Genomic DNA, 21,520 nt, shown 5'->3' on the forward strand with positions numbered 1-21,520 from the left:
CGGCGACGGCGCCTCGCCGGGACCAACCGGATGACGAACCGCATCCGCTGCGCCGCAGCCGCTTCCCATCGCGGAACGAACCCGCATAATGCAGGGATTCGCAGGGAGTCACGATGTCTTTCGCAGCCAACGAGCGCCCGTCATCCGGTTCCGCCGCGCGCAGCGGCGCGCAGGCCCGCGCCGAGTATCCGCCCAGCGGTTACTGGCGCCGCTGGTGCGGCGACGCGTCGCCGCCGACCGAAGCCCTGACCACCGCTCCGCCCGAGGCCGAAGCCGCAGTCGCGCCAGCGCCGAAGGTGGTGCCGACCGAACAGGGCGAACCACCGTACCGCGTGCTGATCGTCGAGGACGACCGCAGCCAGGCGCTGTTCGCCCAGGGCGTCCTGCGCGGCGCGGGCATGGAAGCGGAAGTGGTGCCGCTGGCCAGCGACACGATGTCGATGCTCGCCCGCCTGCAGCCCGACCTGGTGCTGATGGACCTGCACATGCCCGGCATGAGCGGCACCGAGCTGACCGCGCAGATCCGCAGCGATGTCGCGTACGCGCACATCCCGGTGGTGTTCCTCACCGGCGACACCGATCCGGAAAGCCACCTGGAAGTGCTCGACAGCGGCGCCGACGACTACCTCAGCAAGCCGGTGCGCCCGCGCCACCTCATCGCCGCCGTGCAGAACCGCGTCCGCCGCGCGCGCGCGCTCAAGCAGCAGCGCGAACAGGAAGTCCGCCGGCATCCGACCACCGGCCTGCTCACCCGCACCTTCATGCTGCAGCAGCTGACGCAGGCGTTCCCGACACAGACCGTCGGCGCGGTGCATTTCGTCGTGATCGAAGGCACCTCGGCGCTGCGCGACCACTATGGCTACGCCGCGCTGGACGCCGTGCTGTCCGAAGCCGGCCGCCTGATCGGCGAAGTCTCCGGCGAACGTCCTGCGGCGCGCCTCAACGACAACACCTTCGTCGTCTACTGGCCCGGCCTGCCGCCGGACCGCCACATGCTGTGGGCACGCCAGCTGCGCGACACCTTCACCGGCCGCCAGCTGCAGATCGGCAGCGACACCCTGCGCCTGCGCGCCTGCGTCGGCTACGTCGACCTGGCGCACGGCTTCAGCGATGCCGGCGCCGCGCTGGCCGCCGCCGAAGAGGCGCTGCGCGCAGCGCGCAACGATCCGGTCGGCATCGCCGCCTACCGGCCGCCGTCCGAAGCGGTGTCCGAGCATGCCGCGAACCTGCTGTCGCAGCTGCAGGAAGCGCTCAAGAACGAGCGCCTGGAGCTGGCCTTCCAGCCGATCGTCTCGGTGGTCGGCGGCGACCACGAGCAGTACCAGACGCTCGTGCGCCTGCGCGACGGCAGCGGCCAGCTGCATACCGCCGCAGAGATCGTGCCGCTGGCCGAGCGTGCCGGGCTGGTGCACGAGATCGACCGCCGCGTCATGAGCCGGGCGATCGCGATCCTCGGCGAGCAGCCGGTCGGCGGCAGGCGCGCGCGCCTGTTCGTGCCGCAGTCGGCGCGCAGCCTGGGCCAGGAGGGCTACGCGCACTGGCTGCTCGATTCGCTGAAGAAGCTCGACATCGCGGGCGACCTGCTGGTCGTCGACGTGCGCCTGAGCGAGGCCCAGCTGCACTCGATGATCGTCCGCGAGTTCTGCCAGCAGATGATGGCTGCGGGCGTGCGCCTGTGCCTGAGCCAGTTCCAGTCCAATCCCGAAGCGGACGCCCTGCTCTCGCAGCTGCCGCTGAGCTACGTGCGCCTGTCGTCGCACTATGCCCACAAGATCGACCAGCAGGCGGTGCAGGACGAGATGAAGCTGCTGATCGAGCGTGCCCACCAACTCGGCCTGCAGGTCATCGGCCAGCACGTGGAGGACCCGCAGACCGCCGCGACCCTCTGGCTGAGCGGCATCGACTTCATCCAGGGCGACCTGGTGCAGCGCGCCAACCAGTCCATGGATTTCGACTTCCAGCACTCGCTGCTGTAAACGCCAGCCCGGCGGGACGCGGCCCCTGCGGGCCCCGTCGCTGGTCAAGCCGGGTCGGGCTGGGGCATCATCCCTCTTCCGGCGTGCCGATCGTGGCGCGTCGGGCCGGCGCGCCGCGGTCCAGGGGGGAGCCACGGCGCGGTCCTTCGTTCGCAACGCAGGTACCCCGATCTTGAACGAGCCGAAACCCTCGCTGCTGATCTTCCGGTGGGTGGCCATCGCCACCGCCACGGGCGCGTTTCTCGCGCTGATCGCCGATGTCCTCAACGGCACCGACACCTTCCGGGTGACCAGCCTCGCCCTCGCCGCCGCCACCGCCGTCATCGTCGGCTACCTGGCCTACGCATCGCGCAACTACGAGCGGCACATGCGCGAGGCTTCCGAAATCGCCGAGCGCAACGACGCCGAGCGCAGCGAACTGCAGCTCGAACTGCAGCGCCGCAACCAGCTCGAACAGCAGCTGCGCCAGGCCAAGCAGGACGCAGAATCGGCGGTGATGGCCAAGGGCGAGTTCCTGGCCACGATGAGCCACGAGATCCGCACCCCGCTCAACGGCATCATCCCGATGCTCGACCTGCTGATGAGCAACCGCCTGGCCGTCGACCAGGCCGAGATGGTGCACACCGCCTACCTCTCCGCCCAGCAGATGCTGCGCATCGTCGACGACATCCTCGATTACTCGAAGCTCGAAGCCTCCAAGCTCCAGCTCGAATCCACCACCTTCAACCTGCGCGAGACGCTCGAATCGGTCATCCAGCTGATGGAGCGCCCGGCCCAGGGCAAGGGCCTGCGCCTGACCCTGCAGATCGATCCCTCGGTGCGCCTGCCGGTACGCGGCGACTCGGTGCGCCTGCGCCAGGTGCTGACCAACCTGATCAGCAATGCGGTGAAGTTCACCGAGCGCGGCAGCGTCAGCCTGAACGTGCGCAAGATCGGCGAGACCAGCGCGCAGCACCAGCTGCGCTTCGAGGTCCGCGACACCGGCATCGGCATCCCGCTGGCCGCGCAGGAACGCCTCTTCCAGGCCTTCAGCCAGGCCGACGCCTCCACCACGCGCCTCTACGGCGGCACCGGCCTGGGCCTGGCGATCTCCAAGCGCATCGTCGACCTCATGGGCGGACGCATCGGCGTGGAATCCGAGGCCGGCCAGGGCGCGCTGTTCTGGTTCGAAGTGCCGATGCTCAAGGTGCAGGGCGACATCATCGCCCACAAGCCCGTGGAGAACACCGGCGGCCGCGTCCTGCTGCTCACCGGCGACCAGCGCCTGCGCCTGCGCCTGAGCATGCTCCTGCCGAACTGGGGGCTGCGCATCACCACGGTCGAAACCACCCAGGAGGCGCTGGAACGCCTGCGCTCGGCCGCCAACCAGGGCGGCGAATGGGTCTACACGGCGGTGATCGCCGACCTCGCCAGCGTGCGCAGCACCGCCGTCGCGCTGCAGCGCAATCTCGAACGCCAGAACACCTACGGCCAGGTCCGGCTCATCGGCCTGCTCGGCGACGAACCGGCGCCGGAAGAGCTGCTGATGAGCGCGACGCTCTTGCAGCGGCATTCGCCCGACGCCGACCTGCGCGCCGCGCTGCTGGGCACGGTCGACACCGCGCCGCAGCCGACCGTCGGCGAATTCGCCCTCGAGACGCCGCTCGGCGAAGCCCCGATGCACGCGCAGGAGGGCGAAACCGCCGCCCCTGTCGCCGCAGCCGCCGAGGCCGCGTCGCCGCCTGTCGAGCCCGAGCCGGCGCGCCCGATGCGTGTGCTGCTGGTCGAGGACAATCCGGTCAACCTGATGGTCGGCCAGCGCCTGCTGAGCGTGCTCGGCACCCACTGCGACAGCGCCACCAACGGCGAGGCCGCCCTGCTGCGGATGTCCGCATCGCGCTACGACCTGGTGCTGATGGACTGCCAGATGCCGGTGATGGACGGCTACACCGCCACACGCCGCTGGCGCGAGCACGAGGCCGTGACCGGCGGTCGCCGCCTGCCGATCGTGGCGATGACCGCCAATGCCATGGCCGGCGACCGCCAGAAGTGCCTGGATGCGGGCATGGACGACTACCTGGCCAAGCCGGTGACGCGTGGCGAACTCGAACGCTGCCTGTTCCACTGGCACCAGATCTCGTCCCAGCACCCGGCAGAGCACGCCACTGAGCACGCGACACCGCCCTCGCCCGAACCGGCACCGGAACCCGCTGCAGCGCCTGCACCGGTTGCGGCGCCGGCCGCGCCGGAACCGATCCCTGCTCCGGTGGCGGTAGCGGCGCCTGCGCCTGCTCCTGCTCCGGCTCCCGCCCCAGTGCCTACTCCAGCGCCTCCGCCCGCTCCGACGCCCGCGCCGACATCGATCCAGCCACCCGCTCCCGTCGCGGCGCCGCTGCAGACGCCGGCACCGGCCGCGCCACAGCCAGCCACATCGCAGCCCGCGGCTCCGCCAGCCCGCCCCTCGCTCGCACCGCGTGCCGTGCCCGCCGCACCGCCTGCAGCCATCACGCCGACGCCCGTCGCCGCGCCGCCGTCGCCCCAGGCCATTCCCGCTGCGCCCGCACCGATCTTCGTGCCGCCGCCGGCTGCACCCGTGGCGGCGCACCCGCCAGCCACGGCATCATCGCCCGACGCCACGCTCCAGGCGGCGGCCACCCGTTCGCACCTCCCGACCAATCCTTTCGTGAACACCACGCCTCCCGCCAAGCCCGCCGCCACCCCGGCCGAACCGCCCGCTCCGGTCCTCGACCCCTCGGTGCTGGACGAACTGCGCAGCATCCTCGGCGGCGAAGTCGATCGCCTGATCGAGGTCTTCCTCGACGACACGCCGACGATCATCGCCGCGCTCGAAACCGCCGCTGCAGGTCCGGACATGGACGGCCTGCGCAACGCGGCGCACACGCTCAAGTCGTCCAGCGCCAACCTCGGCGCGATGTCGCTGTCCAACGCCGCCAAGCGCGTCGAACTCGGCGCGCGCATGGGCACGCTCGAGCGCCCGGCCGTGGCGGTGGCGATGATCGCCAACGAGTTCGCCCGCGCCCGTGCGGCGCTGCGCGCGAGCATGTCGCAGGCATCCACGGGCTGAAGCCGGCCGGGATGCGCCCACGAAAAAGGCGACCTCGCGGTCGCCTTTTTCTTTGCTTCGTTCGCCGGAGCGATGAATCGCGCGATCAGCTCTCGATCTTGGTCAGCAGGTAGTTCTGCTCGCCCAGGCGCTCGATCAGCGACAGCTGGGTCTCGATCCAGTCGATGTGCTCTTCCTCGGAGTCGAGGATGTCGGCGAACAGCTGGCGGCTGACGTAATCGCCGACCTGCTCGCAGTGCGCGATCGCCTCGCGCAGCAGCGGCACTGCTTCGTATTCCAGCGCGAGATCGCACTCAAGCAGTTCCTTGGGGTTCTCGCCGATGCGCAGCTTGCCCAGCGCCTGGAAGTTCGGCAGGCCGTCGAGGAAGAGGATGCGGTCCGACAGCTTGTCGGCATGCTTCATCTCGTCGATCGACTCGTGGTACTCGTGCTCGGCCAGTTCCTTCAGGCCCCAGTTCTTCAGCATCTTCGCGTGAAGGAAATACTGGTTGATCGCGGTCAGCTCGTTGAAGAGCGCCTTGTTGAGGAATTCGATGGTCTTGGGGTTGCCCTTCATGTCCGGCCTCCGTTGCAAACAGGCCGGTACTGTAGCCGCGATCGAAAAACGATGAAGGAATGCGAATCGTGTGCGATTGCGCGAGTGGCCGCGTGGCGCACCGCCCGGAAGGATCAGGCCGCGTTGGCGACCGCAGCGGACTCGGCAGTGCCGTGCACTTCGTCCAGGATCGCGGTGGCCATGCATACACAGCTGCCGCAGCCCGCGCCGCAGCCGGTGCGCATCGTCAGCTCCGCCATGGTGCGGCAGCCATTGTGCGCGGTCTGGCGGATGTCTCGTTCGGTGACGCCGTTGCAGAGGCAAACGTACATGGCGGAAGGACCGGTCCTGTGGGAACGGTTCTCATTTCGCCACGGATGAGAATGATTGTCAATTCTGGCCGGACTCGGAGCCGGAACCCGCTCCTGCGCCCGGCCCGCCCGCACTCCGCGGACCCGGCGGCCGGCGACGACCGCCGAAGCGCGACCAGCGCCGGGGCTCCAGGCTCATCGGCGGGATCGCCTGGGCACCGGCCACCTGCCGGGCGAATGGCGCCAGGTGCCGCAGGGCATCGGCATAGACCGAGCGCTTGAAGTTGACCACGTGCTCCAGCGGGTACCAGAAATCCACCCAGCGCCAGTGGTCGAACTCGGGGGAATCGGTCAGGTCCAGCTTGAGGTCGCTCTCCTCGCCGGTGAACCGGAGCAGGAACCAGACCTGTTTCTGGCCGATGCAGACCATGCGCTCATGCCGGCGGACGGCTCGGGGCGGCAGGCGGTACCGGAGCCAGCCCGGCGTCGAGCCCAGCACGTCGACATGCTCGGGCAGCAGCCCGGTCTCTTCGCGCAGCTCGCGATACATCGCCTCGGTGGGCGTCTCGTCGCTGTTCATCCCGCCCTGCGGGAACTGCCAGCCGTCGCGGCGGATACGGCGCGCCCAGAACACCCGGCCATCCGGGTGCATGAGGACTATCGCGACATTCGGTCGATAACCGTCCGGATCGATCACGATGCGGACTCCTGCTCTGTTGGCCACGAGGGCCGCTGGGACCGACTCTGCCACGGCTTTCCGGCGACGACAAGCCGAACCCGGTCGCCTCCGTTCAGGTGCGCACCGCAGCGCGGATTCAGCCCGGCAGCGTGTCCGCCGGCACCCGCACCGCGCCTTCCATCAGCACGCGGGCGCTGCGGCTCATCACCGCCTTGCGCACCACCCACTGGCCGTCGACCTGCGCGGCTTCCGCGCCCACACGCAGCGTCCCCGAGGGATGCCCGAAGCGCACCGCCGTGCGCGCGCCGCCGCCGGCTGCGTCGCTGACCAGGGTGCCGGGGATCGCCGCCGCAGTGCCGATCGCCACCGCCGCCGTGCCCATCATCGCGTGGTGCAGCTTGCCCATCGACAGCGCGCGCACCAGCAGGTCGATCTCGCCGGCGGCGATGCGCTTGCCGCTCGACGCCGTGTAATCGGCAGGCGGCGCGACGAACGCGACCTTCGGCGTGTGCTGGCGCTTCGGCGCCTCGGACACGTGCTTGATCAGCCCCATGAGCACCGCGCCGTGCGCGCGGATCGCCTCGAACATCGCCAGCTCGTCGGGATTGCCGTTGATCGCGTCCTGCAGCTCGGTGCCGGTGTAGCCGATGTCGGCCGCGTTCACGAACACGGTCGGGATGCCGGCGTTGATCATCGTCGCCTTCAGCGTGCCGACGCCCGGAACCTCCAGATCATCGACGAGGTTGCCGGTCGGGAACATCGAGCCACCGCCCTCGCCTTCGCCCTCGTCCGCCGGGTCGATGAACTCCAGCACGATCTCCGCCGCCGGGAAGGTCACGCCGTCCAGCTCGAAGTCGCCGGTTTCCTGCACCTCGCCGTTCGCGATCGGCACGTGGCAGACAATGGTCTTGCCGATGTTCGCCTGCCACACGCGGACCGGGAACGTGCCGTTCTCAGGCAAGCGCGCCTTGTCGATGAACCCGTTCGCGATCGCGAAGGGCCCCACCGCCGTCGACAGGTTGCCGCAGTTGCCGCTCCAGTCCACGAACGCGGTGTCGATCGCAATCTGTCCGTACAGATAGTCGACATCGTGACCCGGCTGCGTGCTCTTCGAGATGATCACGCACTTGCTGGTGCTCGACGTCGCCCCACCCATGCCGTCGGTGTGCTTCGCGTACGGGTCCGGGCTGCCGATGACCCGCATCAGCAGCGCATCGCGCGCCGTACCGGGCACCTGCGCCGCCGCCGGCAGGTCATCGAGCCGGAAGAACACGCCCTTCGACGTGCCGCCGCGCAGGTAGGTGGCGGGAATCCTCAATTGAGGCGCATGTCGTTGCGGATGATGAGTCATGATCAGGCCACCTTGCTCGCTTCGAGGAAATCCTGCGCGAATCGCTGCAGGACGCCGCCGGCGTCGTAGATCGAGACTTCCTCTGCGGTGTCGAGGCGGCAGGTGACCGGGACTTCGAGGCGCTCGCCGCTGCGGCGGTGCACGACGAGGGTAAGGTCGGCGCGCGGGGTGCGGTCGCCGATGACGTCGTAGGTTTCGGTGCCGTCGAGGCCGAGGGTGAGGCGCGTGGTGCCGGGCTTGAACTCCAGCGGCAGCACGCCCATGCCGATCAGGTTGGTCCGGTGAATCCGTTCGAAGCCTTCGGCGACGATCGCTTCCACACCGGCGAGGCGCACGCCCTTGGCCGCCCAGTCGCGCGAGCTGCCCTGGCCGTAGTCGGCGCCGGCGATGATGATCAGCGGCTGGCCGCGATGCATGTAGGTTTCGATCGCTTCCCACATGCGCATGACCTGACCTTCCGGTTCGACGCGGGCGAGCGAGCCCTTCTTCACCGTACCGTCGGCGTTGCGCACCATTTCGTTGAGCAAGGTCGGGTTCGCGAAAGTCGCGCGCTGCGCGGTGAGGTGGTCGCCGCGATGCGTGGCGTAGGAATTGAAGTCTTCTTCCGGCAGGCCCATCTTCGCGAGATATTCGCCCGCAGCGCTGCTGGCCAGGATCGCGTTCGACGGCGACAGGTGATCCGTCGTGATGTTGTCGCCAAGCACAGCGAGCGGACGCAGGCCCTGCAGGGTGCGCGGCTTCGCCAGCGCGCCTTCCCAGTACGGCGGACGACGGATGTAAGTGCTCATCGGGCGCCAGTCGTACAGCGGCGTCACGCGCTCGCCGTGTTCGACCACGACCTTGAACATCGGCTCGTAGACCTTGCGGAACTGCTCGGGCTTCACGCTCGCCTTCACGATCGCGTCGATCTCCGCGTCGCTCGGCCACAGGTCCTTGAGCGTGATCGGGTTGCCAGCCGCGTCATGACCCAGCGCGTCCTTCTCGATGTCGAAGCGGATCGTGCCGGCGATGGCGTAGGCGACGACCAGCGGCGGCGAGGCCAGGAACGCCTGCTTCGCGTAGGGATGGATGCGGCCGTCGAAATTGCGGTTGCCCGACAGCACCGCGGTCGCGTACAGGTCGCGATCGATGATCTCCTGCTGGATCTTCGGATCGAGCGCGCCGCTCATGCCGTTGCAGGTGGTGCAGGCGAAGGCGACGATGCCGAAGCCGAGTGCTTCGAGATCGTCCTTCAGGCCCGCTTCTTCGAGATACAGCGCGACCGCCTTCGAACCCGGTGCGAGCGAGCTCTTGACCCACGGCTTGCGCACCAGGCCGGCGCGACGCGCGTTGCGCGCAAGCAGGCCGGCGGCGATGACGTTGCGCGGGTTCGAGGTGTTGGTGCAACTGGTGATCGCGGCGATGATCACCGCGCCATCGGGCATCAGGCCTTCGGCTTCCTGTGCCTTGCCCGCCTGCAGCTTGGCATCGTCGGCGATACCCTTCGCGGCAAGCTCGCTCACCGCGACGCGCGCATGCGGGTTCGACGGGCCGGCCATGTTGCGCACGACTGTGGACAGATCGAACGTCAGCGTGCGCTCGTACTGCGCAGCCCCGAGATCGTCGGCCCACAGGCCGAGGGTCTTCGCATAGGTCTCGACCAGCGCGACCTGCTCGTCGCTGCGACCGGTGAGCCTGAGGTAGTCGAGGGTGTTGCCGTCGATGAAGAACATCGCGGCAGTCGCGCCGTATTCGGGCGCCATGTTCGAGATCGTTGCGCGATCGCCCAGCGTGAGCGCCGCCGCGCCTTCGCCGCAGAATTCGAGGTAGGCGCCGACGACCTTCTGCTTGCGCAGGAATTCGGTGAGCGCGAGCACGATGTCGGTCGCGGTGATGCCCGGCTGCGGCTTGCCGGTGAGTTCGACGCCGATGATGTCGGGCAGACGCATCCACGAGGCGCGGCCGAGCATCACGTTCTCCGCTTCCAGCCCGCCGACGCCGATCGCGATGACACCCAGCGCATCGACATGCGGCGTGTGGCTGTCGGTGCCGACGCAGGTGTCGGGATAGGCGACACCCCGGCCGTCATCGAAATGCTGTACACCGATCACCGGCGACATCCGCTCCAGGTTGATCTGATGCATGATCCCGTTGCCCGGCGGGATCACGTCGACGTTGCGGAAGGCCTTCTTCGTCCAATCGATGAAGTGGAAGCGGTCCTCGTTGCGGCGGTCCTCGATGGCGCGGTTCTTCGCGAACGCATCCGGATCGTAGCCACCGCATTCCACCGCGAGCGAGTGGTCGACGATGAGCTGGACCGGCACCACCGGATTGACCTGCGCCGGATCGCCGCCCTGGTCGGCGATGGCGTCGCGCAGGCCGGCGAGGTCGACCAGCGCGGTCTGACCGAGGATGTCGTGGCAGACCACGCGCGCCGGGAACCAGGGGAAGTCGAGGTCGCGGCGGCGTTCGATGAGCTGCGACAGGAAGGCGTCGATCCGCGCGGGATCGGCACGGCGCACCAGGTTCTCGGCCAGCACGCGCGAGGTGTACGGCAGGCCCGACCAGGCCCCCGGCTGCAGCGCCTCCACCGCCGCGCGGGCGTCGAAATAGTCGAGGGCGGTGCCCGGGAGGGGCTTGCGGTGGGTGCTGTTCATGGGCGGCGGCGTCCTGGGCGAAGTCGGCGCACGCGCAGCGCGCGGGCCGAGGTCGGCGCCGGCGGCCTTGCGCGGCCGGAAAGCGGGTGACTGAAGTCCGCCATTATCCGGGAGGGGCCGCCGCAGCGTCATCCGCCCTTGGCACAGGTTGACGGCCGACGCGCCGCCATGGACAATGCCCGCCCCCAAGGCTATGTAGCTCAGCCGGTTAGAGCACAGCACTCATAATGCTGGGGTCGGTGGTTCGAGTCCACCCATAGCCACCATAATCCCTGCAGCCGCGCACGCCGGCCGCAATCCCGACAGACCCGCCGATCGGCGGGTTTTTCGTATCCGGCGCATCCGCCGGCCGTTCGCGCGAGAATGCCGTCCATGGACATCTTCAAGATCTTCACCCTCGAAGCCGCGCACCGGCTGCCGAACGTGCCGCCGGGCCACAAGTGCTCGCGGCTGCACGGCCATTCCTTCCGGGTCGAGATCCACGTCTCCGGCGAGATCGATGCGCACACCGGCTGGGTGATGGACTTCGCCGACATCAAGTCGGCCTTCAAGCCGCTGTACGACCAGCTCGACCACCACTACCTCAACGACATCGAGGGCCTGGAGAACCCGACCAGCGAGCAGCTGGCGCGGTGGATCTGGGACCGGCTCAAGCCGGCCCTGCCCCTGCTGAGCGAAGTCGTGGTCCACGAGACCTGTACTTCGGGCAGCCGCTACCGCGGCTGAGCGCCGGCATTCATCTGCAAACCATTGATTTTCAAGGAGACGCTGGCTCCGACGTGACCGCTCGTCGGCTTTTTGTTGCGATGCAACAAAAACCGGGTATGTTGCACCGCACCAAACACCGGCATCCCCCTCGGCCGGCCAACAGCCCCAGGAGCCCGTCATGTACCAGCAGTTCAACGAACAGTTCGCCAAGTCGACCCGTCACTTCGCCGACACCACCGCCCAGGTCGGTCGTCTGGCCCTCGCCAACACCGAAGCCGTGTTCGGCCTGCAGCTGAACGCGATCGAAGAGAACATGAACGCGACCTTCGCCTTCTTCGGCGAGCTGGCCGACGTCCGTGACGTCGACGGCCTGAAGAACGTGTGGCCGAAGGGCGTGCAGGTGGCCCGCGAGAACGTCGAGCGCACCATCGGCGCCGGCCAGGAAGTGTTCGGCCGCACGCTGAAGACCAACGAAGCCATTGCCCAGATCGCCAAGACCCAGTTCGAGACCGTCGCCAAGACCGTCGAGACCGAGGCCGAAGCCGTGGCGAAGGCCGCTGGCCGCAAGGCTTCGCGTTGATCTGATCATGCGACAACCGGTCGGCAGCCTGCGGCTTCCGACCTGGCGACGCCCTCTCCGGCGCTGCCGCTTCACCGCTCCCCATGGGATTGCAGACACCCCCGGTCTGCACCCGTCATTCGCAAGTCGCTTCATTTCTCTCCAGCCCGACGGCCCCCACCGTCGGGCTTTTTCTTTGCCTGTCGGCCGGACCCAGGCCGCCACGACCGGCAAAGGGCTTTACGAGAATCATTCTTGATCAGATTGTGAATCTGATTCAAAATGCGAGCCCGTATTGTCTACCCTCCCCATGAGCACCAAGGACCGACGCCTGCGCGAGCGGGCCGAACGCGAGCAACGCTTCCTGGACAAGGCCCAGGAGCTGATCCAGCGCGACGGCCTGCTGTCGCTGCAGATGTCGCGGATCGCCGAGGAGTGCGACTACGCGATCGGCACCCTGTACCAGCACTTCGCCAGCAAGGAGGACCTGCTGGTCACCCTGGCCACGCGGAACTGCCTGAGCCGGGTGGGCCTGTTCGAGCGCGCCGCGCGCTGGTCAGGTCCGAGCCGCGAGCGCATCGTCAGCATCGCGCTGGCCGACCTGATGGTGATCCGCGCGCAGCCCGAGCACTTCCGCCTGGCCCAGTTCGTGTGGACCGAGGTGATCTGGGGCGCCGCTTCGGCGGAGACGCGTCGGCGTTCGCTGGATGCCAGTGCGCCATTGGGCGCGCTGGTCGACGGCATCGTCGAAAGCGCGCAGGCCTGCGGCGATCTGCCCACCGGCCTGGGCCTCACGCCCCAGGCCCTGACGCTTGGCCCATGGACCCTGTGCCTGGGGATGCATACCCTGACCCATACCGAGGGCCTGCTCGAAGCGCATGCGCTGAGCGATCCCTACCGGCTGCTCATGAAGCACCTGCACTACCTGCTCAACGGCTACGGATGGCAGCCACTGTTCGACCCGTCGGACGACGGCGCGCTCGATGCGCTCAACGCGCGCCTGTGCCGCGACGTGTTCGACACGCATTGCCCGAACGCTTGTCGCCCCATGACTGCCCGCGCGGCCACCCTTTCGTCATTTCCCGAGGCATCCCCCCATGACTGACCGTACCGCCCCCCCCCCGCAAGGGGTTCCTCCGCAGGCTTCCGCCCAACGTGCTGATGGGGATCGTGCTGCTCGGCGCCGTGCTGCTGTTCGGCGCCGTGTTCGGCATGAAGGCGATCATCACCAAGGCCACGAACGCGCATTTCGACAACATGGCGCAGCCGGCGGTCGCGGTGACCGCCACCACTGCGAAGGGCGAGCGCTGGCGCCAGAGCGGCGAAGCGGTCGGCACCTTCGTCGCGGTGAACGGCACCGACGTGACCGCCGAAGCCGGCGGCGTGATACGCGAGATCCTGTTCCAGCCGGGTCAGCGGGTGAAGGCCGGTACCGTGCTGGTGCGGCTGAACACCGCAAACGAGGAAGCCACGCTGCGCGCGCTGGAAGCCTCGGCGAACCTGGCGGCGCAGCAACGCGATCGCTGGCGCGAGCTGGGCAAACAGAAGCTCGTCTCGCAGGCCGAAGTCGAGGAACGCGCGACGCAGGCCGCAACCTCGCTGGCCCAGGTCGAAGCGCAACGCGCGGTGATCGCGCAGAAGACCGTGCGCGCGCCGTTCGACGGCGTCCTCGGCATCCGCAAGATCAACATCGGCCAGTTCGTTGCCCCCGGCGATCCGCTGGTGAACCTGCAGGCCCTCGACCCGATCCTGCTCGACTTCACCCTGCCGCAGCAGCGGCTGGCGCAGGTGGCCGAAGGTTCGGTGGTGCGCGCATCGCTCGACGGCATGCCCGGCAAGACCTTCGACGGCACCATCGTCGCGATCGAGCCGCAGATCGATCCGCAGACGCGCAACTTCAAGGTGCAGGCGCGCTTCGTCAACGAAGACCTCGCGCTGCGCCCGGGCATGTTCGCGAGGATCGCGTTCGATCTCGGCGGCGACCGCAGCGTCGTGGTGATCCCGCAGACCGCGATCACCTTCAATCCCTACGGCAACGCGGTGTTCGTGATCGAGGAAGTGAAGCGCGCGCCGGGCGAGAAGGATGCCAAGGGCCAGCCTGCGACCGGCAACAAGCTGATCGTGCGCCAGCGCTTCGTCAAGACCGGCGCCACGCGCGGCGACCTGATCGCGGTGACCGAAGGCCTCAAGCCCGGCGAGCGCGTGGTCACCAGCGGCCTGCTGAAGCTGCGCAACGACGCCGAGGTCACGGTCAACAACAAGGTGCAGCCGGCCGCCGATGCCGCACCCAAGCCCGGCAACAGCTGAGGCACGGAGGCACACCATGAAATTCACCGACATCTTCATCCGCAAGCCCGTCCTTGCGGTCGTGGTCAACCTGTTCATCCTGCTGTTCGGCCTGCGCGCGTACTCGGAACTCAACGTCCGCCAGTACCCCGAGATGCGCAACGCGGTGATCAACATCAGCACCGTGTACTTCGGTGCCGACGCCGACCTGATCCAGGGCTTCATCACCACGCCGCTGGAGCGCGAGATCGCCAGCGCCGAGGGCATCGAGTACATGAGCTCGACCAGCGCGGCCGGCGTCAGCACCATCCAGGCCTACATCCGCCTGGACCAGGACCCGAACGAGGCGCTGACCCAGATCGCGGCGAAGGTCAACAAGATGCGCGGCCAGCTGCCGCCGGAATCGGAAGACCCGGTGATCGACCTGCAGCAGGGCCAGCAGATCGCGGCGATGTACCTGTCGTTCGCGAGCGAGACCCTCGACAACAACCAGATCACCGATTACCTCAACCGGGTGATCCAGCCCAAGCTGGTCACCGTGCCCGGCGTGCAGCGCGCGGACATCCTCGGCGCAGGCACGTTCGCGATGCGCGTGTGGCTCAAGCCCGAGCGCATGACCGCGTTGAAGGTGACGGCCAGCGATGTGTCGGCCGCGCTGCAGTCGAACAACGTACTGTCCGCCGTCGGCTCGACCAAGGGCCAGATGGTCGCGATCGACATGACTGCACGCACCGACCTGCGCACGCCGGAGGAATTCCGCCAGCTGGTCATCCGCGAGCAGGACGGCGCGATCGTGCGCCTGGGCGACGTCGCCGACGTGGTCCTGGGCTCCGAGTCGTACGGCACCTCGGTACGCATGAACGGCGAGGCCGCGACCTTCGTCGGCGTGTACGTCGCGCCGGACGCCAACTCGCTGGACGTGATCCGCGAAGTGCGCAAGCTGTGGGAAGCGGAAATCATTCCGCAGCTGCCGCAGGGCATCAAGGGCACCATTCCTTACGACAGCACGAAGTCGATCCAGGAAGCCATCGATGAAGTGGTGAGCACGATCATCGAGGCGGTGATCATCGTGATCGTGGTGATCTACCTGTTCCTCGGCTCGCTGCGCAGCGTGATCATCCCGGCCGTGACGGTTCCGCTGTCGCTGGTCGGCACGCTGTTCCTGATGCTGCTGATGGGCTTCACGATCAACCTGCTGACCCTGCTGGCGATGGTGCTGGCGATCGGCATCGTCGTCGACGACGCGATCATCGTGCTGGAGAACATCCACCGGCACATCGAGGAAGGCATGAAGCCGTTCGACGCGGCCTTGCGCGGCGCGCGCGAGCTGGCATGGCCGGTGGTCGCGATGACCACCACGCTGGTCGCGGTGTATCTGCCGATCGGTTTCCAGGGCGGCCTGACCGGCGTGCTGTTCACCGAATTCGCGTTCACGCTTGCGGGATCCGTGCTGTTGTCGGGCGTGATCGCGCTGACCCTGTCGCCGATGATGAGCGCGAAGATGCTCAAGGCGCACGACGCCGACCACGCCAAGGGCAAGCTCGAATCCTGGCTGGACGAGAAGTTCGACCGCCTGCGCCGCGCCTACCAGCGCATGCTGCACGGCGCGCTGCACGCCCGGCACATGATCGGCGCGTTCGGCGCGGTGGTGTTCGTGTCCTGCGTGCTGCTGTACATGCAGTCGCCGAAGGAACCGGCGCCGATGGAGGACGAGGGTTTCATCTTCTCGATCGCCAGCGCCGACCCCTACTCCACGCTCGACTACGTGGAACGCTATACCGACGAGATCACCAAGATCGCGAAGGCCACGCCCGAAGTGGACGGCTACTTCCTGTTCAACGGCGGTTTCGGCGGCAGCGGCGGCGGCGCGAGCCCGATGGCGATGGCCGGCTTCGTGCTCAAGCCGTGGAGCGAACGCGAACGCTCGACGAAGCAGGTGCTGCAGCAGGCGCTGCAGCCGCAGATCAGCCAGGTGACCGGCCTGAACGTGTTCGCGCTCGTCCCGCCCTCGCTGCCCAGCGCGGGCGGCGACGGTGGCGGCGGCGAATTCATCATCGGCGGCGTCGGCGAACTGAGCCAGCTGTCGGAGCTGGCCGATGCGATCCTCGGCAAGGCCTATGCGAGCAAGCGCTTCATCTTCCTCGACAAGGACCTGAAGATCGACAAGCCGCGCATCGAGGTGAACATCGACCGCGACAAGGCGGCCTCGCTGGGCATCGACATGCGCACCCTCGCGGCCGACATGGCAGCGCTGCTCTCGGGCGGCTATACCAACCGCTTCGCGATGCAGAACCGTTCCTATCGCGTGATCCCGCAGGTGCAGCGCGAGGACCGCCTCAACGCCAGCGCGCTGGAGAACTACTACACGCGCACGCGCACCGGCGAGCTGATCCCGCTGTCGACCGTGGTCACACTGAAGGAAAGCGCGCAGCCGCAGTCGCTCAAGCGCTTCCAGCAGCTCAACGCCGTGTCGATCACCTTCGCCCCGCGCCCCGGCGTGAGCAAGGGCGAGGCGCTGGCGATCCTGGAGCAGGCGGCGAACGAAGTCCTGCCGCAGGGCTACAGCGTCGACTACGCCGGCGAATCGCGGCAGTTCAAGCAGGAAGGCACGACGATGCTGGTCACGTTGCTGTTCGCGCTGATCATCATCTTCCTGGTCCTCGCCGCGCAGTTCGAGAGCTTCCGCGACGCGATCATCATGCTGATCACGGTGCCGATGGCGATCTGCGGCGCCCTGCTGGTGCTCAACATCCTGGCCATCGCCAGCGGCTTCCTCGGCAGGAGCGGGATCGAGGCATTCCCCGGCATGAGCATCAACATCTACACCCAGGTCGGCCTGGTGACGCTGGTCGGCGTGATCTCCAAGCACGGTATCCTGATCGTGGAGTTCGCGAACAAGCTGCAGATCGAACGTGGCCTCAGCAAGCGCGAAGCGATCGAGGAAGCCACCGCGATCCGCCTGCGCCCGGTGCTGATGACCACCGCCGCGCTGGTGTTCGCGATGATCCCGCTGCTGCTCGCCAGCGGCCCCGGCGCCGCCGCACGCTTCTCGATGGGCACGGTGATCGCCTCGGGCATGACCATCGGTACGCTGTTCACGCTGTTCGTGCTGCCGGCGTTCTACATCTACCTCGCCCGCGACCACGCCCACGACCCGAAGGCAGCGGAGCATGCCGCATCGGGCGATGCCGACGACACGCAGCCGCAGCTGGGCTGATCACGCAGGCAATGCTTCACGGAAAGGCGCGCTTCGGCGCGCTTTTCTTTTGTGATGGCCAAGCCCGGAAAACCGTGGGAACGACGCAAGTCGCGACGTTTACCCCCACCTGTGTCGCGACTTGCGTCGCTCCCACAATCACCTCAGGGTAATGCGAGCGATTCCGCCATGTGCGCAGGATCCGCGCCGGGCGCGAACGGCAGCACGCCGAGACACGGGGCCGGCAGGGCATCGCGCAACAATTCGACGTAGGCGTCGCGCTCGGCAAAGGCGGGATCGACGGTGTTGCCGATCCAACCCGCCAGTTTGAAACCGTCGGCGAGGATCGCGCGGGCGGAGAGTCGCGCATGACTGAGGCAGCCCAGGCGCAGGCCGACGACGAGCACCACCCACGCATCGAGGGCACGGGCGAAATCGCCCTGGTCCAGGCCGTCGTCCATCGGCGCGAGCCAGCCACCAGCGCCTTCGACGATCACGACATCGGCGCGCGCGGCGAGCCTGCCGTGAGCCGCATGCAGCACGCCGGGATCGACCCGCACACCGGCCGCGCGCGCCGCGAGCTGCGGAGCGGTCGGGATCTCCAGCGCATACGGATTCACGTCGGCATAGTCCGGCTGCGGCTCGCTCGCGGCCAGCAACGCCAGCGCGTCCTCGTTGCGCAGGCCGTCGGGTGTGCGCTCGCAGCCACTGGCGACCGGCTTCATCCCGGCGACACGCAGGCCCTCGAGGCGCAGGCGATGGACCAGGGCGGTCGCGGCGACGGTCTTGCCGACGCTGGTGTCGGTGCCGGTGACGAACAGATTGCGGTACGGAACGATGGCGGGCACGGGCATTCCTCTGGCGACGCGGCGGGTGCGTCGTCGCTGCTACACTCGGCGCATGAGTTTCGCATCGATCCCGCTCACCGGCAGCAAGCCGGAACAGTACGCCCAGCTCCTCGCCCAGGCCGAGGCCCTCCTCGATGGCGAGACCGACCGCATCGCCAACGCGGCGAACCTGTCGGCGCTGGTCTACCACGCCCTGCCCGACCTCAACTGGGTGGGTTTCTATCTCTTCGATGGCACCGAGCTGGTCGTCGGCCCCTTCCAGGGCCTGCCGGCCTGCGTGCGCATCCCGCTGGACAAGGGCGTCTGCGGCGCCGCCGCGCGGACCCGCACCACACAGCGCGTCGCCGACGTGCATGACTTCCCGGGACACATCGCCTGCGATTCGGCCTCGCGCTCGGAGTTGGTCGTGCCGCTGGCCGAGGGCGACACCCTCATCGGCGTGTTCGACCTCGACAGTCCGGTCCCCGATCGTTTCGACGTTGAAGATCAGGCAGGCCTGGAAGCCATCGCGGCGGCCTTCCTGCGTTCGCTGCGACCAGCCTGACGGCACGCGGCCCGGCCCACCTTCCTCGACGACGCCGCATGACCACTCCGCTCAAACTGCGCAACATCGGTCCGAAAAGCGCTGCCTGGCTGCGCCAGGTGGGCCTCCGCACCGAGGACGACCTGCGCGCGACCGGCGCGCTCGAAGCCTTCATGCGCGTCAAGCGTGCCGGCTTCAAGCCCAGCCTCAACCTGCTCTACGCGCTCGAAGGCGCGCTGGTCGGCTGCCACTGGCAGGAAGTCCCGCAGGAACGCCGCGCCGAGCTGCTGGCCGCCGCCGAAGCGGCCATCGCCCTGCTCCCGCCGCCGCGCGGCCGTCCCGCCGCCGCACCGGTGACGACCACGCACCACGCCCGCGAAGAAGCCGCACCGGTGTTCAGCCTGTTCGACGAGCCCGACGGCGGGCACCACGCCGACAGCGGCGACTGAGCCCGACCGCCCTCGCCGCCTGCCGGCGGTAGCCGACCCGATCCGCTACAATGCCGGCCGCTTCGCGGTGATCCGGCCACAGGTTCCTGGGCCGGATTGAAACGGGAAGCCGGTGCGTGCCGTCGTCGACGGCATCATTCCGGCGCTGCCCCCGCAACGGTAAGCACGTGAACCCTTCGCATCATCCGCCACTGCAGCACGCGCTGCGGGAAGGCGCGAAGGCCCCGGCCACGCCCTCGGGCGCCGGCCGGACGCGCAAGCCCGGAGACCGGCCACGAAGCCCTATGGTTGCGATGCGGAGGGCGTCGCGGCGATGTCGCCGTCCGTCCGCGTCGGCCCTTCGCTCGTCCCTGCCTGTCCCATCGCGACTCCTCACCAGTTCGGCGCGCGGGTGCGCGCGATGGAGTCCCTGCATGTCGTTCCGAGTCCTTCCTGCCGGCCTGTCTGCCGGCTTCCCCCGTCTTTCCCGCCTGCTGCCCCTCGGCCTGGCGATCGCCGCCGCGCTGCCCGGCACCGCCCTCGCCGCCAATGCCGATGCCGGCGACGAGCTGGACGAAGTGGTCGTCACCGCCACCCGCACTGCAGTGACCACCGACGCCGCGCTGGCGCCGGTCGAAGTGATCGACCGCGACGAGATCCTGCGCGCGCAGGCGACCTCGCTGGCCGACCTGCTGCGCGGCCGCGCCGGCATCAACCTGTCGAACCAGGGCGGCGACGGCAAGCTCACGACGATGTTCGTGCGCGGCAGCGAGTCCGACCACGTGCTGGTGCTGATCGACGGCGTGCGCGTGGGCTCGGCCACCTCCGGCCTGGTCTCGTTCCAGGACCTGCCGGTCGCGCTGATCGACCGCATCGAGATCGTGCGCGGCCCGCGCTCCAGCCTGTACGGTTCGGAAGCGATCGGCGGCGTGATCCAGATCTTCACCCGTCGCGATCGCGGCGAGGCGACGTTCCGTTTCAACGCCGGCGCCGGCAGCCACGGCCGCCGCGAAGGCGGCATCGGCATCGGCGGCGGCAGCGAACGCGGCTGGTTCGGCCTCGACGCCGGCTTCAAGCAGACCAACGGCATCAACGCATGCCGTGGCGCGGGCTTCCCGATCTTCGCCGGCTGCTTCGTCGACGACCAGCCCGATCGCGACGGCTACCGCCAGCATGCGTTCTCGCTGCGCGGCGGCGTGAACCTCGGCGAATCGGTCACGCTGCAGGGCCATGCTTTGCGCGTGAGCGGCGAGAACGAATACGACGGCAGCTTCGTCGACAATTCCGACATCGTGCAGCAGGTGGTCGGCGCGCAGCTGAAGTGGCAGGCAGGCGAGCGCGTCGCCGTGCAGCTCGCCGCCGGCAGCAACAAGGACGAGTCCGAGAACTTCCTCGGCAGCACGCCGAGCGGCGCATTCGCCACGCGGCGCGACAGCGCCTCGGTGCAGTCCGACATCACCCTGGCCGAACGCCAGGTGCTGACCGTCGGCCTCGACTGGCTGCGCGATCGCGTCGACAGCGACACCGTCTACGACGACACCCGTCGCGGCAACCGCGCGCTGTTCGCGCAGTACCAGGGAGGCTTTGGCGCGCAGGACGTGCAGCTCGCCCTGCGTCGCGACGACAACGACCAGTTCGGCGGCAAGACCACCGGCAGCGTCGCGTGGGGCCTGGGCTTCGCCGAGCACTGGCGCATCACCGCCAGCTACGGCACCGCATTCAAGGCGCCGACCTTCAACGAACTGTACTTCCCGTTCTTCGGCAACCCGGCCCTGCGCCCGGAATCCTCGAAGACCGTCGACCTCGGCCTGGCCTGGCGCGGCGAGCGCAGCCGCATCGCGTTCAATGCCTTCGAAACGCGGGTCGACGACCTGATCGCCTACGACGGTTCGATCTTCTTGCCGAACAACATCGAGAAGACCCGACTGCGCGGCGCCGAGCTGCAACTGGAGACCGTGGTGTTCGGCTGGAGCGTCAACGGCGCCGCCAGCTGGCTGGACCCGGAGAACCGCGTGCGCGGCGCCAACGAAGGCAACGACCTGCCGCGTCGCGCCCGCGAGACCGCGCGCATCGACGTCGATCGCGCCTTCGGCGATTTCAGCCTCGGCCTGACCGGCGTCGCCGAGGGCAAGCGCTACGACAACCTCGCCAACACCCGTCGCATCGACGGTTTCGCCACCCTCGACCTGCGCGCCGAGTACCGTTTCGCGCGGCATTGGACCGTGCAGGCGCGGGTCGCGAACCTGTTCGACGAGCGCTACGAGACCACGTCGTTCTACAACCAGCCCGGTCGCACCTGGTCGCTGATGCTGCGCTTCCAGCCGGCCGACTGATCCGGTCGCCACACCGCTCCGCGACCCACGCTGCTGCGGTCGACACCCAGCCCTCCCGGCCATCGGGAGGGCTTGCCGCAGACGGAG

16 protein-coding genes, 1 tRNA gene and 1 riboswitch are annotated in these 21,520 nt (G+C 68.5%); of the genes, 11 read left to right on the forward strand and 6 right to left on the reverse strand.

From position 1 onward, the window contains the following. The first annotated feature begins 113 nt into the window (after positions 1–113). Together ACFQ0E_RS01570 and ACFQ0E_RS01575 are read left to right on the forward strand one after the other, a co-directional pair. The gene (locus tag ACFQ0E_RS01570; RefSeq protein WP_386821949.1) at positions 114–1,976 is read left to right on the forward strand and encodes an EAL domain-containing protein; all 1,863 of its coding nucleotides are present in this window, start codon (positions 114–116) and stop codon (positions 1,974–1,976) included. 172 nt (positions 1,977–2,148) lie between these two features. Then, on the forward strand, positions 2,149–5,040 hold the full coding sequence (locus ACFQ0E_RS01575; RefSeq protein ID WP_386821950.1) for a hybrid sensor histidine kinase/response regulator: 2,892 nt from the start codon (positions 2,149–2,151) through the stop codon (positions 5,038–5,040). Between the two features lie 85 nt (positions 5,041–5,125). Here ACFQ0E_RS01575 and bfr read toward each other — a convergent pair whose 3' ends face one another. The 5 genes from bfr to acnD all read right to left on the reverse strand — a co-directional run bounded on the left by bfr (position 5,126) and on the right by acnD (position 10,552). Next, a complete protein-coding gene (gene bfr / locus ACFQ0E_RS01580; protein ID WP_137852897.1) occupies positions 5,126–5,596 on the reverse strand; it encodes a bacterioferritin in 471 nt (156 codons plus the stop codon). A 113-nt stretch (positions 5,597–5,709) separates the two neighbouring features. Next, complete coding sequence (locus tag ACFQ0E_RS01585) at positions 5,710–5,907, reverse strand: (2Fe-2S)-binding protein (protein WP_386821951.1); 198 nt, start codon at positions 5,905–5,907, stop codon at positions 5,710–5,712. Between the two features lie 58 nt (positions 5,908–5,965). Next, complete coding sequence (locus ACFQ0E_RS01590) at positions 5,966–6,583, reverse strand: RNA pyrophosphohydrolase (protein WP_386821952.1); 618 nt, start codon at positions 6,581–6,583, stop codon at positions 5,966–5,968. Positions 6,584–6,701: 118 nt separating this feature from the next. After that, positions 6,702–7,916: a 2-methylaconitate cis-trans isomerase PrpF gene (gene prpF / locus ACFQ0E_RS01595; RefSeq protein ID WP_386821953.1), complete on the reverse strand. Its 1,215-nt coding sequence runs from the start codon at positions 7,914–7,916 to the stop codon at positions 6,702–6,704. Positions 7,917–7,918: 2 nt separating this feature from the next. Then, a complete protein-coding gene (acnD, locus tag ACFQ0E_RS01600) occupies positions 7,919–10,552 on the reverse strand; it encodes a Fe/S-dependent 2-methylisocitrate dehydratase AcnD (RefSeq protein ID WP_386821954.1) in 2,634 nt (877 codons plus the stop codon). 189 nt (positions 10,553–10,741) lie between these two features. On the opposite strand from acnD, the gene ACFQ0E_RS01605 reads away from it, so the two are divergent. The 6 genes from ACFQ0E_RS01605 to ACFQ0E_RS01630 all read left to right on the forward strand — a co-directional run bounded on the left by ACFQ0E_RS01605 (position 10,742) and on the right by ACFQ0E_RS01630 (position 17,322). Further along, positions 10,742–10,818 (forward strand) — tRNA-Met (locus ACFQ0E_RS01605). Between the two features lie 106 nt (positions 10,819–10,924). After that, positions 10,925–11,278: a 6-carboxytetrahydropterin synthase QueD gene (gene queD / locus ACFQ0E_RS01610; RefSeq protein ID WP_386821955.1), complete on the forward strand. Its 354-nt coding sequence runs from the start codon at positions 10,925–10,927 to the stop codon at positions 11,276–11,278. Between the two features lie 160 nt (positions 11,279–11,438). After that, the gene (locus tag ACFQ0E_RS01615; protein ID WP_386821956.1) at positions 11,439–11,840 is read left to right on the forward strand and encodes a phasin family protein; all 402 of its coding nucleotides are present in this window, start codon (positions 11,439–11,441) and stop codon (positions 11,838–11,840) included. A 289-nt stretch (positions 11,841–12,129) separates the two neighbouring features. After that, on the forward strand, positions 12,130–12,924 hold the full coding sequence (locus tag ACFQ0E_RS01620; RefSeq protein ID WP_386821957.1) for a TetR/AcrR family transcriptional regulator: 795 nt from the start codon (positions 12,130–12,132) through the stop codon (positions 12,922–12,924). 56 nt (positions 12,925–12,980) lie between these two features. Further along, positions 12,981–14,126 carry an efflux RND transporter periplasmic adaptor subunit gene (locus tag ACFQ0E_RS01625; RefSeq protein WP_386821958.1) on the forward strand — a complete coding sequence of 382 codons (1,146 nt, stop codon included), beginning with the start codon at positions 12,981–12,983 and terminating at the stop codon, positions 14,124–14,126. 16 nt (positions 14,127–14,142) lie between these two features. Next, on the forward strand, positions 14,143–17,322 hold the full coding sequence (locus tag ACFQ0E_RS01630) for an efflux RND transporter permease subunit (RefSeq protein WP_386821959.1): 3,180 nt from the start codon (positions 14,143–14,145) through the stop codon (positions 17,320–17,322). 143 nt (positions 17,323–17,465) lie between these two features. Here the strand turns inward: ACFQ0E_RS01630 and bioD are convergent, their stop codons facing one another. Next, positions 17,466–18,155, reverse strand: a complete 690-nt coding sequence (gene bioD, locus ACFQ0E_RS01635; RefSeq protein ID WP_386821960.1) for a dethiobiotin synthase — start codon at positions 18,153–18,155, stop codon at positions 17,466–17,468. 46 nt (positions 18,156–18,201) lie between these two features. Here bioD and ACFQ0E_RS01640 point away from each other — a divergent pair, with 46 nt between their 5' ends. From ACFQ0E_RS01640 to btuB, 3 genes are all read left to right on the forward strand, one after another. Beyond that, positions 18,202–18,693 (forward strand): GAF domain-containing protein, encoded by a 492-nt coding sequence (locus ACFQ0E_RS01640; RefSeq protein ID WP_386821961.1) that lies wholly within the window; start codon positions 18,202–18,204, stop codon positions 18,691–18,693. Positions 18,694–18,731: 38 nt separating this feature from the next. Then, positions 18,732–19,121 carry a TfoX/Sxy family protein gene (locus ACFQ0E_RS01645; RefSeq protein WP_386821962.1) on the forward strand — a complete coding sequence of 130 codons (390 nt, stop codon included), beginning with the start codon at positions 18,732–18,734 and terminating at the stop codon, positions 19,119–19,121. Positions 19,122–19,169: 48 nt separating this feature from the next. Then, a riboswitch (cobalamin riboswitch) is annotated at positions 19,170–19,412 on the forward strand. Between the two features lie 122 nt (positions 19,413–19,534). Next, a complete protein-coding gene (gene btuB / locus ACFQ0E_RS01650; protein WP_386821963.1) occupies positions 19,535–21,433 on the forward strand; it encodes a TonB-dependent vitamin B12 receptor in 1,899 nt (632 codons plus the stop codon). The last annotated feature ends 87 nt before the right edge of the window (positions 21,434–21,520 follow it).

It is taken from the genome of Lysobacter brunescens, from assembly GCF_042677005.1.
Classification (GTDB): domain Bacteria; phylum Pseudomonadota; class Gammaproteobacteria; order Xanthomonadales; family Xanthomonadaceae; genus Lysobacter_I; species Lysobacter_I brunescens.

Excerpts from the sequence above, each read along its gene's own strand:
- ACFQ0E_RS01570 (WP_386821949.1), top strand. The coding sequence starts at position 114 with ATGTCTTTCGCAGCCAACGAGCGCCCGTCATCCGGTTCCGCCGCGCGC.
- prpF (WP_386821953.1), bottom strand. The coding sequence starts at position 7,916 with ATGACTCATCATCCGCAACGACATGCGCCTCAATTGAGGATTCCCGCC.
- ACFQ0E_RS01625 (WP_386821958.1), top strand. The coding sequence starts at position 12,981 with ATGGGGATCGTGCTGCTCGGCGCCGTGCTGCTGTTCGGCGCCGTGTTC.
- btuB (WP_386821963.1), top strand. The coding sequence starts at position 19,535 with ATGTCGTTCCGAGTCCTTCCTGCCGGCCTGTCTGCCGGCTTCCCCCGT.
- bfr (WP_137852897.1), bottom strand. The coding sequence starts at position 5,596 with ATGAAGGGCAACCCCAAGACCATCGAATTCCTCAACAAGGCGCTCTTC.
- ACFQ0E_RS01640 (WP_386821961.1), top strand. The coding sequence starts at position 18,202 with ATGAGTTTCGCATCGATCCCGCTCACCGGCAGCAAGCCGGAACAGTAC.
- ACFQ0E_RS01585 (WP_386821951.1), bottom strand. The coding sequence starts at position 5,907 with ATGTACGTTTGCCTCTGCAACGGCGTCACCGAACGAGACATCCGCCAG.
- bioD (WP_386821960.1), bottom strand. The coding sequence starts at position 18,155 with ATGCCCGTGCCCGCCATCGTTCCGTACCGCAATCTGTTCGTCACCGGC.
- ACFQ0E_RS01615 (WP_386821956.1), top strand. The coding sequence starts at position 11,439 with ATGTACCAGCAGTTCAACGAACAGTTCGCCAAGTCGACCCGTCACTTC.
- ACFQ0E_RS01620 (WP_386821957.1), top strand. The coding sequence starts at position 12,130 with ATGAGCACCAAGGACCGACGCCTGCGCGAGCGGGCCGAACGCGAGCAA.
- queD (WP_386821955.1), top strand. The coding sequence starts at position 10,925 with ATGGACATCTTCAAGATCTTCACCCTCGAAGCCGCGCACCGGCTGCCG.
- ACFQ0E_RS01645 (WP_386821962.1), top strand. The coding sequence starts at position 18,732 with ATGACCACTCCGCTCAAACTGCGCAACATCGGTCCGAAAAGCGCTGCC.
- ACFQ0E_RS01630 (WP_386821959.1), top strand. The coding sequence starts at position 14,143 with ATGAAATTCACCGACATCTTCATCCGCAAGCCCGTCCTTGCGGTCGTG.
- acnD (WP_386821954.1), bottom strand. The coding sequence starts at position 10,552 with ATGAACAGCACCCACCGCAAGCCCCTCCCGGGCACCGCCCTCGACTAT.